Raw genomic sequence first — 17,637 nt, forward strand, 5'->3', positions numbered from 1 at the left:
TCACATTGATTGTGGTGATAGTTTTATCACCAAGGTTCTTTACTGATTGTTTCGAGTGGTTATGCCGCATCGTATAACCACCGCTTTGCGGACGGGAGCTGTTGCCACTGGCCTTAAAAGTGCTGGTTTATGTGTGCAGTAAAACGTTTAAAATCACGCTCCACATCTGCGTTTTTCATCACATCAAAGCTGGCGAACGTCGTCATCGCTGTCATACCAAAAAACTTAAAGTTCATATGCATCGGGAACAACAAATCATCAACCGACTTGCCGGCAAAAAACTCACTGTTATCGTTAAACGCTTCTGCAGGGGCATTAAAGGTCAGTGATAACATGTATTTGGTGTTCGTTAGACTGCCGCCTGTGCCATAGTTTTGCTTTGGTGCCGCCTCTTTGCGGCCATCGCCGTCACATAAGGCCCCAGCCATACCAGCGGTATACACTTCATCCATATACTTTTTGAATGACCAGGGCACCCCCATCCAATTCACTGGTGACTGCAGTAAGATAATATCGGCCCACTGATGATGAGCTAGCTGTTCATCAACGTCATAGTCGTCTTTCATTGTGACAACGCGAGTGTTATATCCTTTACCCTGCAATAGAGTGACCGCTTTATCTACAAATGCGGCATTTAATTTGCCCTCTGAGAATGGGTAATACTGGTGAGCATTAATGATAAGTACATTTTTCGAGTCGCTTATGTTCATTGGAAAATCCTATAATAAAATCATTACTACTTGATGCCGAGAAGCATTTTCTAGCTCACCTTGACTGTGGTATATTTTAGATACCTTACAGCAATGTTCAATTAGTATACTTTTAGTAACCTTGTAGACATAAGCGAGTTTTTTATGGAAAGTTCAATAAAAACAGATAGTAAAGGCAGAAAAAAAGTCTATAACGCGTGTATGGAACCTTGTGCCATTGAAAAAGGCATGCGACTCATTGGCGGCAAGTGGAAAGGCTCTATTATTTACCATTTAAAAGATGAGCCAGTGCGATTCAATGACTTAACCAGAATGCTAGGTGGCGCCACCAAAAAAATGGTGGATCAACGTTTAAAAGAGTTGGAAGAAGAAGGTATGGTGATCCGTAAAGTGATTAGTGACAGGCCCATTGCCGTTACCTATGAGTTAACGGAATTTGGTCGCTCAGCCTTACACATTTTGGAGCAGCTAAGACTCTGGTCAGAATCAAACGATGTGCAGATCAGGGATAAATAAGGTAACAACTAAAAAGCACTATGGTATTTCTGCCAACAGCCACTGTGGCAAATTAATCACGGCACTTTGTTGCTATCACCATGTGGTTCCACCAGCTAGCAGTATAAGTTAAATCGGTATTAGCAAAAGCCATTTATGTGCTCTGTAATTTCAGCAAAAAACTGTTCACGCTTGTGCGGCAGTAACTGATGTTGAGATAGAAATAGATAGTCCGTTAGCAAGCGAAATAAGCCCCAACAGTTAGCGCGCAATTGCAGTTCAGCTTGGGTCGTAGGGTTATTGCTATAGCAGTTGATCAACCGCTCCTGTACCTTTTTATCAATAATGCTTTTGCTGGCATGCCAGTTAATGGCCACTAAATCAAAAGCAGGGTCGCCAAAATGAGCTCGCTCCCAATCAATCAGCTGCAAGGTATTGTCAGAGTTTAAGATCAAATTATTCGGGTGAACATCACCATGAACCATTGAAAATGGTGAGATAACAGCAAAATGCTTTTGATGTTGCGACAATATGGCGGCAATGCGAGCTTTGATATTGAGAAGCTGCTTGTCTTGTAGCGCATTAGAGCGAGAAAAATAACGCCAGCTTTTTTCCAGTGTTAGTGCCGGGTTTAGGTTAACATCTCTGGGGTGAAGGAGGCTTCCAGCAGTACCGGCCATCACACCATGTACCGATTTCAGCGCTTTTGTCAGCGCTGACAGTGGAACTTGCTGCCACTGATTAAGTGTCTGACCGCTAACGTGCTGAAGCAATAATGCCCCTGAGTGACCAACAAGCGATTTTTCCTCAAAACGTGCATCCAGCCCTTGGCTGGTATTGGCCAGTAATTTATAGGCTTGCGCTTCCTTTTGTAAGCCGTGACTAAGATACCCTTTGGATAACTTTACTACCCATTGTGCGTTGTTTTTCAGGGTAATTAGAAAGTTATTGTTACTAATTCCACCTGACATTGATCTGACGACCAAGTGCTGAACATCCGCTTCAGACAAACCAAGCAAGCTTTTTATTGCATCAATGGCCAAGCCTTGGGTGTCACAGCTTACTTTAGTGACCTCAGACACTCAAAAGCCTCGCACAAAACCTTACTGCTAATCGCTTAATCTGAGCGCTCAAAATACCTTACCATTTGGTTTAGACCAGACTTGTTATGGTTAACCCCACCTTGCTAACGCTTAGCGATAATCCAAACGGCATGGACTATTCCAGGTATATACCCTAATAAAGTCAATAAGATATTGAGCCAAAATGCACCGCCCAAGCCAACTTGAAGAAATACACCCAAAGGCGGCAACAGAATAGCAATGATGATTCTCAGTAAATCCATATTCATCTCCAGAAAGCACTAATACCCTCTAGGCATAGTGGTTACTTATTACAATAAAGAGTTCTTCTCAGTGTAGACAACAAATAGTCCGTTGGAACACTTTTCATGAGGGCTTGGCTTTACTTTTGCTAGCAGCGTTCAACTTGAGCGCTTCCGTCTTAGCCTTCCACGGCGTCTAAGAGTGGGCTTAGAAACAAAAAAGTATTGCTCTATGAGCACCAAAATAAATGAGTAAAAGCCAATCACACTCAGTGATATCAGTAACTTTCCAAGGTCAAATGGTTCGGAGAAAAACAGGTATTTGAATCCGACGGCATCGAACGTAAGCGCACTTAGCAGCAAAGCTAAGCACATCATCATAATGGCTTTCAAATTAACTATCCTTTTAATTTGTTTGCGGTAAATTTTATCTTAGCCAAGTTTGGCAGAGAATGCAGCATAAAACTCAATATCAATAAACACCGAGCTTTATGCCCACATATAATTAAAACTTAATAATCGTAGAGACGGCTTCTTCGTTTGCTGTTTCTATAGCTAGTTTTATCTCGCGATTTTGCCAATCTATGTCAATCTATGTCAATCAGACCATAGTTACTCCCAGACTTATTAATCAAGTGGCGGTTGGAAGTCGTCAGTGCAGTAATATTTTCACTGATAGTTCCTACCTTACCGGTTGGTATTGAGGCGCCGCTAGGTGCACAGTTACCCCACTTTCCCGCTACCCCATTTTGCTTATCATCTAGTTCTGTATAGCACCAAGGCTGGTCATGATCGCGACTAATGCAGCCATGATAGGTAACACCAGCATAGTTAAAGGGCAACTGACACTGCTGTTCATATACCTTATCGCCTTGATGGTCGGCATAAATTGGCAGCCTTAAAGGGTTTTCAATATGATAAGGCCAATTCTGACCAAAGCCAGACGCGGTTACCTCGAATACTTTTACGGCGTTGCCATGTTCTTTGCTGGCAGGTATTTGCTTTTCTAGAAGCTCTCCCCAGTGCTGATCTCCAGATAAAAAAATCACGGCTTTGGTTTTGCCATCATTGACTGATTGCTGAACCAAGCGCAGTAAGCGCTCGCGTTGCTGTGGTATTTCAGCCCAGGACTCGTAACTGGTACCAGACATCTCATTTTCATTAAGATTTGCTATGGCTTGCTCAAATTGTTTACCATCAGCATACGCGCAATAACTACTTTTATTGCGTCCTTGATGTAGTGGCGGTAACACTTGAATGCCACTGGCAATAAGCTTTATCTCCGAGGGCTTTTGTAATTCCTGCTCTAACCACTGCCACTGTTCTTGTCCTAACATGGTACTTGAGGCGCCTTCACACTCACCATATTTGGCGAACGTTGGAGAGCGAAAGTAACGGGTATCTAGGGTAATAACATGTGTTCTTTCACCGCTGCCACCGAGCATTTTGGCTGTATAAATTCCTTCACGACCATTATGTCGCGGGTCGTCGCTAGCAACATCAAAATGACGCAAGAACTCTTTTTGCGCATTCTCGCGCTCGGGGTAATGCTTACCTTCATTATTCCAACCGTAATCATGATCATCCCAAGTAGCCATCACTGGAATTTTGGCAGCTAAGAGTTTCTGATACTCAGTATTACGTTTTTTATCATCATATTTTTGCCGCATTACCTTCATGTCAGTGGTGTCAGCGTAAATATTATCACCTAGCCATAAAAATAAGTCTGGTTGCTGGCTTATCAGCTTAGCTAGCGCTGCCGGCATGTCTCCTTTCGTTTTAAAGCACGAACCTAGCGCGACTCTATCTACACGTTTACTTTGCTTCGGGGGCGTATGAGAAAGGAGCTTAGGCTTTGCCACAGGCGCACACTCTTCCCAATCACCGCTCGGCAGATAGCACCAAGGCGCAGAATGGTTTTTAGTAGTACAACCATAAAAAGCTTCACCCTAATATGTGGAGGGGGCTTGGCACGTTTTACCTGAAACCGTCTTAAATTCAGGAATGGTTTCGCTGCGCACATGGCCCCAAGTTGCACCATCTATGGTTTGTTCTAAGTAGCACCACTGTGAACCTGAGTTATTTTTATCTGTTGTTCCTTGATACTGAGCTCCAAGATAGCTAAAGCTTGATTGACACTTTTGATAGTGTACTTCGGGTTCTGCAGCTGCAACAGTGCTCGCAAGAATGAGCGGTAATAATGCAAATTTCATCGTTTTCCTCGGTAAGTGAACTGTGTCGCTATCCTTGCAAGTTTTCCATTAAGGGACAAAAGCTAACGAGGAATTGTTAATATTTTGCTACTTTTTAATGTTAGTTTCGTCTTTATTCATTGCTTGTCTTTTTTAGCTCATTGCCTTTGATAATCCATGTCTTTTTTTGTCGAAAAAAAGCGCTATCTGCCATGCCTTTTTGCGGTAGGCTTTTAAGTAAGGTAACAGAGTAGGGAAGGAACATGACTAGAAAGCAAGTCTCTTTTATGGCGGATGGCTTTCAGGGGCTTGATTTATTTGGGCCGCTGGATGCTTTTTGAAAACCAAAGAGGCAATCCATCAAACGTATCAAAGCAACATACGAGTTATTGTCACATCTAGTGTATAAAGGCTAAGCTTTGGAGTGGCTAAAGCAAAAGGCAGCCACTCTAAGAGGTATTTAAATTGGCTTACAGTATTATTGTAAGCCAATATTTAGTCGCATTGTCATTTTACTGCCTTCACTGCAATCCGCTCCGGCTTGATAACGACAAACATCTAAAGAATCACGATTAAATTCTTCTATTTCATATATTTGCGTGCCAAACCGGGTATCTAAATGCAGTTTACCTGCTACCACAGAAAAGTGACCCTGAATGTTGTTTGGCTGGCCTTTTGCGAATAAGTAATCTAGCTCTCCCTGAGCATTGGGCATTGCCATAAAGAAGTACGCGTTAGACTCTCCATCTTCTTCAATTATAATTCTGTTATTATTCAACCAACTATGACTAAACTCTTGCACACCATTGCGAGGCTCGAAGTCAAACTTCAAAATCCAGCGACCCATAGGATACAGGGCTCCTTGGGGCTCAAGTTCAGCATTCATTGTCTGACGAACATACAATACATCACCCTCAGTGGCTAGTAACTTCAATTTAAACTCGCAGGACACATAACAACTATTATCAGGACATGTTGCTACAGTACCAAGCACAGGGTGCACCAACTTTTCCCGCGTGATTTCACCTGTAGAAGTAAACGCCCATTTACTTCCTGGATGCGCAACATTAGGTACGTATAGGTGATCCTGATAGTAGTCATACTGAACGTTATTGGCGTGCCAACTCCCCACCGTATTATCATAATCAAAGTACAAGCCTTGGTGTTTAAGCATAAAGCCACTGCGAATAAATGGCGCACCATCATCACTGCGAGCATCCATTACCACTTGCCATCCCTTGTCTGCTATCGCTTTTATGATCTGAAGCTGGAGAATATGTTTCGTATTATCACGACCATACATTACTATGAGACGATTACCTTTAATTCGCCACTTGAACTCACTAATATGCTGATCATGGTGGTACATCAGCCCTCTGCCACCTGCAAAGAAAGTCGCCTCGGCTGAGGCCATGGCATCGATTTTAGCATCTGGATAAGCAATGTAATCTACCTGAGGTATCGACCATGTACCTGCCGTTAAATCCAAATTCCAGTTATCCAATTGAGTCTTATCTAAAAGTTGGCCTTGGTGTCTTTGCGAACGCGTCTCTAATACCTCTTTGGTGTCTGTGCGTATAACCCTTTGCTTAAAAACATAGGCTACATTATCACCTGCTGATGTATTTGGAATTACATCCAACTGATATACTTCTGCTCTGTAATTTATCCCTTGCTCATTGAATTCATGAAGTATAAAGGGGGAATCGAGCTCAATTACCAAACCATGCGTGGCTTTACTCCAGGTTACCCTACTCTTATCAAGCTGTTTAAGCTCACCGCGTTTGTTCCTCTTTAAGGTAATCTGGACGACTGGATCCGACTGCATTTCACCAATAACGATAAATTTACCTTTATCGATTTGATGTAATTGCGTTAATGTCATCGAATGGCTAAAAAAACTCATTAAAGTTGCCATAATAAAAACGACTAAGCTTCTAAAACTCATATAAATTTTCCTTTTTTGAAGTTCCTATTAAACATACAGCCTAATACAATAAATTGCACTATTGAATGATTACTTTTTAACCTCACCCCATAACACACCATTTATTTGTATGTAACTCTCCAATTGCTATTCAGCTTGCTGCCATGAGTTTAGCTATTACTCACCACTTGTAACGAGTTGTTGTTAGCTTTACCGGTATCAAACTGTTCGACCATTTCCCTAAGCTCATTGGCTTTGGTGAGCAAAGTGATCCCGGAGGCATTGGTCATTTCCACTAGAGTATTGTTCTTTTGCGTGATTTCATCAATTTGCTTAATGGCCAAATTAATTTGTGCAATACCACTGGATTGAGTATCGCTGGCATCAGCAATGGTTTGTACCTGCGATGCCAGAGTACTTACACTGGCTATAATGGTGTTTAACGTTTTTCCAGATTCGGCTGCAAGCTTGGCTCCTTGCTCCACTTTAACATCGCTTCTAGAAAGCAGTGCTGCGATGTCTTTAGACGCGCTGGCACTTTTTAATGCCAGCTCCCTCACCTCTGAAGCCACCACCGCAAAGCCTTTGCCCTTATCCCCTGCCCGAGCGGCCTCAACCGAAGCATTTAATGCCAATAGGTTGGTTTGAAAAGCAATGGAGTCTATGACCTCAATAACGGTTTGAATTTCTCTGGCACTACGGGTGATCTCGTCCATGGCCGCAATCGTCGAGCTGACCGCCTCTCCGCCCTGTGTTGCCTGTTGGTTCACTTCTACCGATAACTGTTCGGCGGCTTTGGCATTAGTGGCGTTAGAATGAACGGTTTCCGATATTTCGCCAATTGAAACGCGAGTTTCCTCTACTGAAGCGGCTTGTGATGACGAGCGCTCACTCAGCTCTTCTATGCCAGAGGTAATTTGTTGCACCGACACCGTGATGGACTCCGCCATCGCCATCAATTGTTGCATCATCTCAGCCAGTTTACCGACACTGCTGTTCACTGACTGCTTCAATAAGGCAAAATCACCATTGTAATTCCGACTGACTTGTCGAGTTAAATCTCCCTGCGACAACCCCTCCATCACATGCATACAGTCTTTGAGTGGCGCCTCAATGGAGTCAAGGGTGTTATTCATGGCAGCAATAATTTTGCGGTAAGCCCCCTTATGTTTGCTCACTTCTGCGCGCTGATGTAAGTCACCATCATTAGCGGCCTGAGCCAAAACAGCCGTGTCAGCAGCCATATTATTTATCGCGGTTAAACATAGCTGTAAGCTGTCATAAATATACCTAAAGTCGCCTTTGTAGCCCTCACTACTGAGCTCCGGCTGCTCTCCTTTAGCCAAACTGTCTAGGCAAGCTGTGGTTAGCGTAATAGGTGCACTCAGTGCATCTAAGGTTGCATTAACACCGACAATGATTTTGCGAAATTCGCCGCGATGTTTGCTGGTATCGGCACGTTGTGAAAGTTTTCCTTCACTGGCTGCGGTAACCAGACTAGAGGTATCATCTAACAATAAATTAAGTGCTGCGGTGGCTTGCTCAAGTGCCTGCTTTATTTCTTTAAACTCGCCTTTAAAGTCACCGTTGATGGCATCTGGTATGTCTCCTTTAGCCAGCTGAGCTAAATAATTTTTGGTTTGTTCAATGGGTGATTCAACGGCTTCTAATAGCTGATTTAACCCAGTGGCAATAACAGCCATGGAACCTTGATAATGCGTGGTATCTATTCTCTCACTTAAGCGGCCATCGGCTGCAGCCGCAATGAGCCCTTCCACCTGTTGCTGCGCTTGCTTTTCAAGAGTTAAGTCTTCGAACTCAAATACGGTGCCAAGCCTTACACCTGAGTCATCGCTTACTGGGCTTGCGATCACTTCAAGGGTTACCCCATTATTGTGCCAGAGCCACTGTAGCGGGGTCGTCAAAGTATTCGACTTACTCAGCTGGGTATTACTGTCTACAACGGCCTGAGGAAGTGGTTGATTTAGCAGTGATGAGGGCAGCGATAACGCTTGATGATACTTAGCAACTAACTTCTCACATCGCTCATTAATGTATATTACCTGGTTATCATCATTAACCACCAATACGGGCACCGCGACATTATCCAGCGCATAGCGCAAACGTAGACTTTCAGCGGCCTGCTGCTCAAGGCGTTCAGTGGCCTCGCGCAAACTGTCTTGCATTTTATTTAAATTGGCTAGTAGATCTCCAACTTCATCGTCACTGGTGACGGCAATAGTATTATCAAAGCGGCCATTAGCAATGGCTTTGGCAGTGCTTGAAGCCTCGTTTATCGGCTTTGTGATCAACTTTTGCATATACCAGGTTAGTAAAGCGAGAGTGATAAGCGCAATAATAATAAGTGCAGCAATACTCCAATTGATTACCGTTAACTTAAATTTGGTGATTTCGGCGTCGCGGCTGTTGACCAAGTCATTTATTTGTTGATTTATTTGCAGCAAATATTGACTCGAGCGACGGTCAATTCCACTTACAGCTTGATCCGCCAAACGAGCATCAAAGTTTGACTGTTTAAAGCGCTCTAAGCCTTGCCGATACCTGTCGCCGAGCTGCTGATGCTCTTGTTGAAAAGACTGGATCTCGTTTTCCAGCCTTGGCGGTAAAGCGTAGCGCTGTAACAACTGCGTAAGCTGCGATTGCACACTGGCTTCTTTGCTTTCAAAGCGCTGCCAGTATTTATTTAACTGTTCAGCATTACTGCCACGCAACAACACATTCTTCCACTCTTGTACTTGCGTCTTAAAGTCTTCGAGCACTAAATTGACTTGCTCGCGGGCGGCCAACTCTTTACTGATCAAATCATCGTATTGCTTTGCCACTTGTTTTAATACAAACACCGTCGAAATAGCAGCCACCAGTAGCACAACTAAGCCACTGCTAACGGCCGTAAGTAACTTCGCTTTAACGCTTTTCATGCCCGAAATCCTTTATTATGAACAGTTTATTACAGCTAAAGATAGGACACGAAATACGTTACCACAAACCTAGTACCGCAAATGTACTCAAGCGACATCACCCCATAACAAGGTAACAGGCCAAGTTGCCTAACCGATATTGCCATTGCTACACTGGCACCAACCGTGCTCCCTGCATCAGTTGAGGAATAAAGTGGTTTCAGCGAACCCAAACCTGCCTTTGGTATACCATCCAAACTATTCATTTAGTTTTGATCCTAACCATCGCTTTGTTATGAGTAAGTTTGCGCGCTTGTTTCAAGAAGTGCAGCAACTAGGGCTCGTCCATAACAACCTTTACAAACCCGAGGTTGGCTCACCAACACCATTAGAGACGGTTCATTGTGAGCAGTATTTGTGGGATTTATGGCGTAACCAACTTGACTCCAAAACCATGCGCAGGATCGGGTTACCTTGGTCAGAACCCTTAATGGCAAGAACCTTTACCGCCCCCCTTGGTACCCTTAAAACCGCCGAGCTGGCATTGCAACATGGAGTTGCTTGCCACCTTGCTGGCGGTACCCATCATGCCCATTATGACTTTGGTTCAGGCTTTTGTATGGTGAATGATTTAGCTTATACAGCCACTACCTTGATTGCGCAGCAGCGCGTCAATAATGTCTTAATATTTGATTTGGATGTTCACCAAGGTGATGGCACGGCGGCGATGCTAAAGCACCACCCCTATATCTATACATGTTCCATTCACTGCGAAAAGAACTTCCCCTTTCGTAAGCACAGCAGTGACTTAGACATTGGCCTTGAAATTGGCCTCACAGACACAGAGTATCTAGATATTGTCGCCCATACGTTAGAGTCCTTGATACGTGATTTGAACCCAGAGTTAGTTCTCTATGATGCCGGTGTGGATGTCTGGCAAGGAGATAGCTTAGGTAAGCTCGATATTTCCTGGTTAGGAATAGCTAAGCGCGATGCCTTAGTATTATCCATGTGTCAGCGCCATGGCATTCCTGTGGCTACCGTTATCGGTGGTGGTTATGACAAAGATCATCAACGCCTGGCCAAGCGCCATGCCTTAGTTGTACAACAAGCCGCAAAAATTTAAAATTTTTTTTGATCCAAATACAATCTTGCCACGTTTACTATTATCGAAGGGTTTGAACGGTGCAGTCACAAGACGCACTCTTGGATATCCCCCCTTCACGATGGCACTATTAAAGCGCACTTTATGTGCGCTTTAGCTTTTTTATGGCCCTACAAATTTTTTGTTGTGCTCTGCCAAGGCCCGCCTAAACCTATTAATCATACTCGGATTGGAATTTAGATTGAATGCAGCACAGGCACGCTGTTGGGTGATTTTTTTAATTTCGTAAATCGGCGTTACCATATCGTAGTCAAATCCTGATGCCTTCATGGTTTCACTCATGGTGTATTCGGTTCCCGCGAGCAGGTCAATACGCTTCGCCACTAACAGCTTAGCAAATTGCGCAGGCTGGGCTGAAACGTCTAAATGCACTCCAGGTTGCAAACCATTAGCTGTAAAGTGTTCGTAGTAAGAATCGCCTTTCACCACCGCAGTGACATAGCGTTTGGCATCTTCAATGGTATTAATGGCAATATCATCGCGCTCTTCGAGTTTAAAAAAGTACACTCCAACCGGCCGGATTAAAGGGCATGCCCATTCAAATAGCGCTTCACGTTCTGGGTTTCGGTAAATTGAATAGATCATGGTATTGGGACGCGACTGAGCCACCTTCATGGCACGCACCCAAGGGTACATTTTTATTTCGTAATCGATCCCGGCTTGCTCTAATACTTGTTTAATCTTTTTGGTGGCGCGACCGACTATTTCCCCTTGCTCATTGGTATAATTGTAAGGCCGCCACTGCTCGGTAACTACTAACAGTTTGGTTGCCCACGCACGAGCACTCAATGTCAGCCCCAGCAGCATCACGAGAGCAAAAAAAGCGCCGCTTAATGAGTTGTTTTTAGATGAGGTTTTGCATTTAGCCAACAACTGATGCACCATACGATAAAATGAAATTCGAAACCACCAATATGAGAAGCATAGTACTTATTATATTACTCGTCGCGTTAAGTTTTGCAGTAAACGCACAGCAATCTAGCGCCAATGAAAAACCCACTCAAGCTCAGCAACAACAAGCAGTATCTGATCTGAGAGAGCCCATGTACCGCCCCCTTATTGAACGCTATATTCTAGACGAACTTAAGGCAGTACGAGAAGACCAAATGCGTTTGCGCGCCGACATTGAGCGTAAAATAAGCCACTCGCAATTAGAAACAGCCGATCGCGCTATCACCTACACCACAGATACCGTTAATAATGTGCTGTTTTTAATCACCGCCGCCGCTTCCATACTTGTGGTTGTTGGTTGGACTTCCTTTAGGGATATAAAAAGCAAGGTTGAGGATATTGTCAGCCAGCGTGTGGGTACCATCACCGATGAATATGAAGAAAGGTTATTGCTACTGGAAGAAAAACTCCGAGAACGCTCTGAAGAAATTCTCAATAACCAGAAGAAAATATCCATCACCAACGAGGTACATTCACTGTGGATGCGCGCCAACCTAGAAAGTGACATGAACTCAAAAATTGAAATTTATGATGAAATATTGAATCGTAAACCGGAAGATGTCGAAGCAATTGCGTATAAAGCGGATGCCTTACTAGAACTCGGTGAGACTAATACTGCCATTGATTTATGTAACCAAGCGTTAGAAATAGACAGCGATTATGGTTATGCCTACTGGCAGCGAGCTTGTGCTTACGCCATGCTATACAAGCATGCCGATGCCATGGCCGACATTCGCATGGCACTTGAATATGCACCGAACTTAAAGAATGAATTACAACATGAACCTGCTTTTGCAAGCTTAGCTGACAACCAAAGCTTTAACGACTTGGTGAATAGTTAGGTCGCAGCAACAGCTGTGATTGCAGCTGCTTAATTAAGCCTATGGGGTATTGCGACTCTGAAACAAGGGGGCTGGAGAGGTAATGTACTTCAGCCTCTGACAGTTCAATATTCTGTTTGGCCTGCTGCATAAATGGACTGGAATAGAATAGCTTGGCTAAACTGCCATCTTGCATTGCCAAAGACAACCCATAACGTAAGCGCCGGTGCAGTGCTAAGTTGCCCTTTTTCACGTAAAACGTCACCATCGCCGGATAAACCAACACCCTTTTTGCTAAAAACCCAACATGGCGCTGGTTTAGCATCGTCAGCTCTGGGAGTATTTCAATTACCCCCCGAGGAAAGAGGTGTCCACGTTGCTGTGCTAACAGGTGGTACATTGCCTTAGTGTTGTTTTCTTTTACCACGGTAAAACCCGCTTCTTCAAACACTCTGACATCGGGCCAATCTTCGCCTAGTAATACAGGGTAGCGCTTTAACTTTGCAAGGGGCTCAGTAGCTAAGTCAGCTTGGTCGCTATTGTTTAGCGCTAATACTCTGACGCCAAAGCTGCCAAAAGCCAGTGGAATGTTGACCGTCAATGCCTGTGCGCCCCTCATGGGAGTTGCCACTGTCCAAAAAACGTCTACATTACCTTTATCTAATTCTTTGAATTGCCTTAGTTGATTAATCGGCACATCGATGGGCTCTAGCCAATACTCGCCATATTTTGTTTGCGACTTATCCAGTGCTAAGCGTAATGCCGACAAAAAGTAAGCGTTTTGTGGCGATGTATTAATGGTTGCGGCATCCACTACTCGGATCACCATGGGCTCGGCCTTGGCAATAAAACTTATCAGCAGTCCAAAAAACAAGATTAACCACTGCATAACAACCCCTTACCAGTATTGCTCTACGGTGATTTGTCCAGGCTTGGCCCGTCGGTGCCGTTGATAGCCCATTTGCTGCAGCTGTGCACTACAAGACTTGACCATATCTGGATTGCCACAGAGCATAAAATGACTATGATCGGGAAATTGCTCATAGCCAAGATGCTGAAGCAGCACGCCATTTTCAATTAAGTCTGTGACTCTACCTGCTAACCCTCCGGCTTCTGGCGGCTCTCGGGTGATCAAAGGTTGATAGACAAAATTGTCACGGCTTTGTGCTAACTGTTGTAATTTTTCGCGGTAACAGAGGTCATCATTAGTTCTAACTCCATGGATTAAGATTACTTTATCAGCCTGCTGCCAGACATCTTCGCTATCCAACATAGACAAAAAAGGCCCTATGGCCGTGCCAGTACTTATCATCCATAAAACGTTACAAGGTGGGATTTCATCCAGGGTAAAAAAGCCGGTTGCTTGATGGGCAATGTCAACGTATTCACCTACTTTAAGTTGGTGTAATGGCGGAGTCAGTTGGCCATCTTGCACTTCCACCAATAGAATTTCCAACAGCTCGCTTTGCGGTGGATTTACAAAAGAATAGGCACGAGCTACGCGCTTACCTTGTTGCTGTAAGCTAATTTTGGTGTATTGCCCTGCTTTAAACGGTGCAATATCGGCTTTAATTTTGACTGAGAATAGCGTCTCGGTCCAATGTATGATGTCAACAATTTCACCTTTCACCCATTGCGCCATAACCTCCTCCAATTCTATTTACACCATCAAATACTGGCGGTTAGCACTTTAAACCATGGCAAAAAGGCCGTGTTTGTCAACAAATTCTGTTATTTGTACTAACGCGCTAACTTAAGCCCTTTGGGTTGATTAACACGATAAAGTAATGAAGTTGGCATGTTGGTGAGACAGCTGCTTTGCTATTGTATTCCCGGCACCACAGCCGATAACCACTATTTGCTTTACTTCAGTCACTTAAAGGGGAAAGATTTACAGTGGTGCCACTATTGACACCACTGTGGCGTTAAGTTCAGAGGTAAAGGATCTCGTTCGGGAATTTGCTCTTGCACTGCAACAGTCGGTATATCAAATGCTGCAATATGAGCGTTAACGATATTCGCAAAGGTCTCAGACGCCACTTGTTGTAATGCCGTTGCCATTGTGTCGCTAAGCACTAAAGTCTGTCTATTTGGACTCTGCACCAGTTGCTTAGCCACCTCTCGCAGCCATGTCAGGTAATTTGCTCTGGTTTGATTGATCTCTTCATCGTCTGCAAGGGTTGCCATAGCCTGTTCATAGGCATTTAAGTCGCGGTTAATCAGGTAAAGCCCGGCACTATTTAAACTCACCAGCTTAATGGCGCGTTGATTGTTGCTATTAGCGTAAAGCTCAATGGCGCGATTATAATGTTGCAGCGCCTGATCAATCTTGCCAATCGCTGTGGCTGCATTGCCCAATGCTGTACTCAGGCCGGCACGCATAAAGTCAGGTAAAAACTGTTGCTCAATGCCAGTGAGTAAGTTATAGCCAATAGCAGGTTGCCCCATGCGAGTATAAGCAATGGCGATATTAATTTTAATCGCCGATTTATATTGGCGCTTTTCAGCCAGCTCTAAGGCACAGCGGTAATAGGTAACGGCTGCTTTGTTTTGTTCTCGTAGACGATAAGCAACGCCAATATTACTAAGGATCTTGGCTTTATTTTCGCTCACCTGCTCACTGTATTGAGGCTTTTTCAGTTCATTGATTGCCGATATTAAGGTTTTGTTATCATAGACTTGTGCACTGGCTCTGATGGCTAAATAATGCAAGCGATAAAGTTGTACCAGCGATAAGTCTTCTCTTTTGAGGGTCTGTTGGTAAAGTTGCACGGCCTGTTTAGGGTCATTTTTGGCAAGGTCTTCTAAAGTCAAAAACACACTGTTGCTGAGGCTGGTTACCCCAAGCATAAAGCTAAAAACCATGGTTGCTATCATCTAGTGTGCCACTCCCTAATCTACTTGTTTTCACTCTCTTGGCACTATCAACATAGTGCAGATACATCACCCTCGCAGAGAAAAAATAAACCCAAAGCTAGATTAAATTATAAACCATGAGGTTAAGTTGCAACATACGTCACTATGCTGACTTTTGTAACAGGCAAAAAAAAAGCCGCATAAGCGGCTTTTTTGGGTGTGATTCGCGTTGTTTTAGGCGTGTCTCCAAAACTCTGCGATTACGTTACCAAGGAACTTTTTATATCTAGGACTAAATTGATTCTAGTGCAATTTTAACCATTTCATTGAAGGTGCTTTGACGCTCTTCAGCTGGCGTTGCCTCGCCAGTAATAACATGGTCACTGACAGTAAACAGTGCCATTGCTTTAGCGCCATACTCAGCAGCAACGCCATACATACCAGCGGTTTCCATATCTACCGCCATGACACCTAACTTGTCTAATTCTTTGTAAAAATCACCATCGGCTTGATAAAAAGTATCAGTAGTAAAAACATTACCAACCTTTGCTTCAATACCAAGACGACGTGCAGCATTAATACCATTCTCAAGCAAGCCAAAATCAGCAATCGCGGCGAAGTCATAACCACGTACGCGGGCACGGTTTACGTTTGAATCAGTGCTGGCACCTTGTGCAAAAATGACATCGCGGATTTTAATGTCTTGACTGATACCACCACAGGTACCAATGCGAATAAGGTTCTTAACGCCAAAGCTAACAATGAGCTCACGAGCATAAATCGACATGGATGGGATCCCCATACCAGAGCCCATGATGCTTACCGGCTTTCCATTATAGGTGCCTGTAAATCCAAACATGTTGCGAACATCAGTGACCTGACGAGCATCTTCCAAGAAATTTTCTGCAATGTATTTTGCGCGTAGTGGATCTCCTGGCATTAATACGGTTTCTGCAAAATCACCTGGATTTGCGCTAATGTGTGGCGTGCTCATAATGTTTCCTTTAATTTGGCTTAATTGCGGCTTTAAAGCCTTCACCATATTCTGTTGCGTCTAAATCAAACCACTGGGCAAGTGTTTGACCCATGTCAGCAAAACTTTGTCTCTCTCCTAAAGGAGTATTGTCCATACCCGGGGTATATGCCAATACCGGCACATATTCGCGCGTATGGTCAGTGCCTTCCGCGGTTGGATCGCAACCATGGTCAGCGGTAATTAACAGCAAATCATCTGCTTGCAATTTCGCAATGATCTCTGGTAAAAAAGCGTCGAACTGTGCCAGCGCTTCGGCGTAGCCAACAGCATTTCTGCGGTGACCAAACTTCTCGTCAAAATCCACTAAGTTAGTGAATACGATACTATGGTCCGGTGCCGATGCCATTACTTCACTGGTTTTTTCCAGTAAGTTCAGCAAGCCAGGTGCCTTGTGCTTTTGCGTAATGCCTTGATGGGCATAAATATCCGCGATTTTACCTATGCTGATCACTTCACCACCATCACTGGCTAGTTTATCTAGCACCGTTGGCGCTGGTGGCAACACCGAGTAATCTCTACGATTACCGGTTCGAATAAAGTCGGCACTCGAGGTGCCTATAAATGGCCGCGCAATCACTCGTCCTATATTCATTTCATCAAGCAGTGCCCGTGCGATTTCACATACTTGATAAAGCTTGTCAAGTCCAAACGATTGCTCATGAGCGGCTATTTGAAAGACGCTATCAACTGAGGTGTAGCAAATCGGCTTACCGCTTTGCATGTGCTCTTCACCCAGTTGTTCTAAAATTGTTGTGCCCGAAGCATAACAGTTGCCCAAAATACCTGGGATGTCTGCTCGCCTGCACAACTCATCAATAAACTCTTGTGGGAAGCATGGCTTAGTATTAGGGAAGTAACCCCAATCAAACAGCACTGGTACCCCAGCCATCTCCCAGTGGCCAGACGGCGTGTCTTTACCACTTGATAATTCTTTTGCATATCCCCAAGCCGCGCTTGGTTCAATATTTTGTGCCACGGCACACTCTTTTTTTCCTGCAGCTTCACACGCTGCGATTAAGCCAAGCTTACTTAGGTTAGGTAAGTCTAATGCTTGCCCTTTTTCTTCTTTATAAGCCTGCAATAAATGAGCGAGAGTATTAGCACCTGCATCACCAAACTTTTCAGCGTCTGGTGCTGCGCCAATGCCTAGGCTATCTGCCATTAAAATGATTGCTCTTGCCATAGATACCTCTCTTATACGCCGTGGCTGAAATTTGTTATAAATACATCATTACCACAAGC

At 44.0% G+C, this 17,637-nt stretch carries 16 protein-coding genes; 3 read left to right on the forward strand and 13 right to left on the reverse strand.

Annotated features, from left to right (window positions below):
- Window positions 1-113: 113 nt before the first annotated feature.
- A complete protein-coding gene (locus ACNKW2_RS00195) occupies window positions 114-710 on the reverse strand; it encodes an NAD(P)H-dependent oxidoreductase (RefSeq protein WP_419146741.1) in 597 nt (198 codons plus the stop codon).
- A gap of 144 nt (window positions 711-854) precedes the next feature.
- Here ACNKW2_RS00195 and ACNKW2_RS00200 point away from each other — a divergent pair, with 144 nt between their 5' ends.
- A complete protein-coding gene (locus ACNKW2_RS00200) occupies window positions 855-1,226 on the forward strand; it encodes a winged helix-turn-helix transcriptional regulator (RefSeq protein ID WP_419146742.1) in 372 nt (123 codons plus the stop codon).
- 119 nt (window positions 1,227-1,345) lie between these two features.
- Here the strand turns inward: ACNKW2_RS00200 and ACNKW2_RS00205 are convergent, their stop codons facing one another.
- From ACNKW2_RS00205 to ACNKW2_RS00230, 6 genes are all read right to left on the reverse strand, one after another.
- Window positions 1,346-2,287, reverse strand: a complete 942-nt coding sequence (locus tag ACNKW2_RS00205) for a phosphotransferase family protein (RefSeq protein ID WP_419146743.1) — start codon at window positions 2,285-2,287, stop codon at window positions 1,346-1,348.
- Window positions 2,288-2,391: 104 nt separating this feature from the next.
- Complete coding sequence (locus ACNKW2_RS00210; protein ID WP_336565303.1) at window positions 2,392-2,550, reverse strand: YqaE/Pmp3 family membrane protein; 159 nt, start codon at window positions 2,548-2,550, stop codon at window positions 2,392-2,394.
- Between the two features lie 566 nt (window positions 2,551-3,116).
- On the reverse strand, window positions 3,117-4,295 hold the full coding sequence (locus ACNKW2_RS00215) for an alkaline phosphatase D family protein (protein ID WP_419146744.1): 1,179 nt from the start codon (window positions 4,293-4,295) through the stop codon (window positions 3,117-3,119).
- A 183-nt stretch (window positions 4,296-4,478) separates the two neighbouring features.
- Entirely contained in the window at window positions 4,479-4,742 is a 264-nt protein-coding gene (locus ACNKW2_RS00220) for a hypothetical protein (protein ID WP_419146745.1), read from the reverse strand.
- A gap of 457 nt (window positions 4,743-5,199) precedes the next feature.
- Complete coding sequence (locus ACNKW2_RS00225; protein ID WP_419146746.1) at window positions 5,200-6,669, reverse strand: hypothetical protein; 1,470 nt, start codon at window positions 6,667-6,669, stop codon at window positions 5,200-5,202.
- Between the two features lie 149 nt (window positions 6,670-6,818).
- Window positions 6,819-9,587, reverse strand: a complete 2,769-nt coding sequence (locus tag ACNKW2_RS00230; RefSeq protein ID WP_419146747.1) for a methyl-accepting chemotaxis protein — start codon at window positions 9,585-9,587, stop codon at window positions 6,819-6,821.
- A gap of 193 nt (window positions 9,588-9,780) precedes the next feature.
- Between ACNKW2_RS00230 and ACNKW2_RS00235 the strand changes: the two genes are divergently transcribed.
- A complete protein-coding gene (locus ACNKW2_RS00235; RefSeq protein WP_419146748.1) occupies window positions 9,781-10,692 on the forward strand; it encodes a histone deacetylase family protein in 912 nt (303 codons plus the stop codon).
- 141 nt (window positions 10,693-10,833) lie between these two features.
- Here the strand turns inward: ACNKW2_RS00235 and ACNKW2_RS00240 are convergent, their stop codons facing one another.
- Window positions 10,834-11,520: a substrate-binding periplasmic protein gene (locus tag ACNKW2_RS00240; RefSeq protein WP_419146749.1), complete on the reverse strand. Its 687-nt coding sequence runs from the start codon at window positions 11,518-11,520 to the stop codon at window positions 10,834-10,836.
- A 125-nt stretch (window positions 11,521-11,645) separates the two neighbouring features.
- Between ACNKW2_RS00240 and ACNKW2_RS00245 the strand changes: the two genes are divergently transcribed.
- Window positions 11,646-12,524, forward strand: coding sequence for a tetratricopeptide repeat protein (locus ACNKW2_RS00245; protein WP_419146928.1), 879 nt, complete (start codon window positions 11,646-11,648; stop codon window positions 12,522-12,524).
- Here ACNKW2_RS00245 and ACNKW2_RS00250 read toward each other — a convergent pair.
- From ACNKW2_RS00250 to ACNKW2_RS00270, 5 genes are all read right to left on the reverse strand, one after another.
- Window positions 12,502-13,392 (reverse strand): hypothetical protein, encoded by an 891-nt coding sequence (locus ACNKW2_RS00250; protein ID WP_419146750.1) that lies wholly within the window; start codon window positions 13,390-13,392, stop codon window positions 12,502-12,504. The genes ACNKW2_RS00245 and ACNKW2_RS00250 overlap by 23 nt on opposite strands.
- Before the next feature lie 9 nt (window positions 13,393-13,401).
- Window positions 13,402-14,145: a ferredoxin--NADP reductase gene (locus tag ACNKW2_RS00255; RefSeq protein WP_419146751.1), complete on the reverse strand. Its 744-nt coding sequence runs from the start codon at window positions 14,143-14,145 to the stop codon at window positions 13,402-13,404.
- Window positions 14,146-14,408: 263 nt separating this feature from the next.
- Entirely contained in the window at window positions 14,409-15,380 is a 972-nt protein-coding gene (locus ACNKW2_RS00260; protein ID WP_419146752.1) for a hypothetical protein, read from the reverse strand.
- A 271-nt stretch (window positions 15,381-15,651) separates the two neighbouring features.
- Entirely contained in the window at window positions 15,652-16,353 is a 702-nt protein-coding gene (deoD, locus tag ACNKW2_RS00265) for a purine-nucleoside phosphorylase (RefSeq protein ID WP_336565311.1), read from the reverse strand.
- 10 nt (window positions 16,354-16,363) lie between these two features.
- Complete coding sequence (locus tag ACNKW2_RS00270; RefSeq protein ID WP_419146753.1) at window positions 16,364-17,578, reverse strand: phosphopentomutase; 1,215 nt, start codon at window positions 17,576-17,578, stop codon at window positions 16,364-16,366.
- Window positions 17,579-17,637: the final 59 nt, after the last annotated feature.

The sequence above is a fragment of the Pseudoalteromonas 'SMAR' genome, assembly GCF_048515945.1.
Lineage (GTDB): Bacteria > Pseudomonadota > Gammaproteobacteria > Enterobacterales > Alteromonadaceae > Pseudoalteromonas.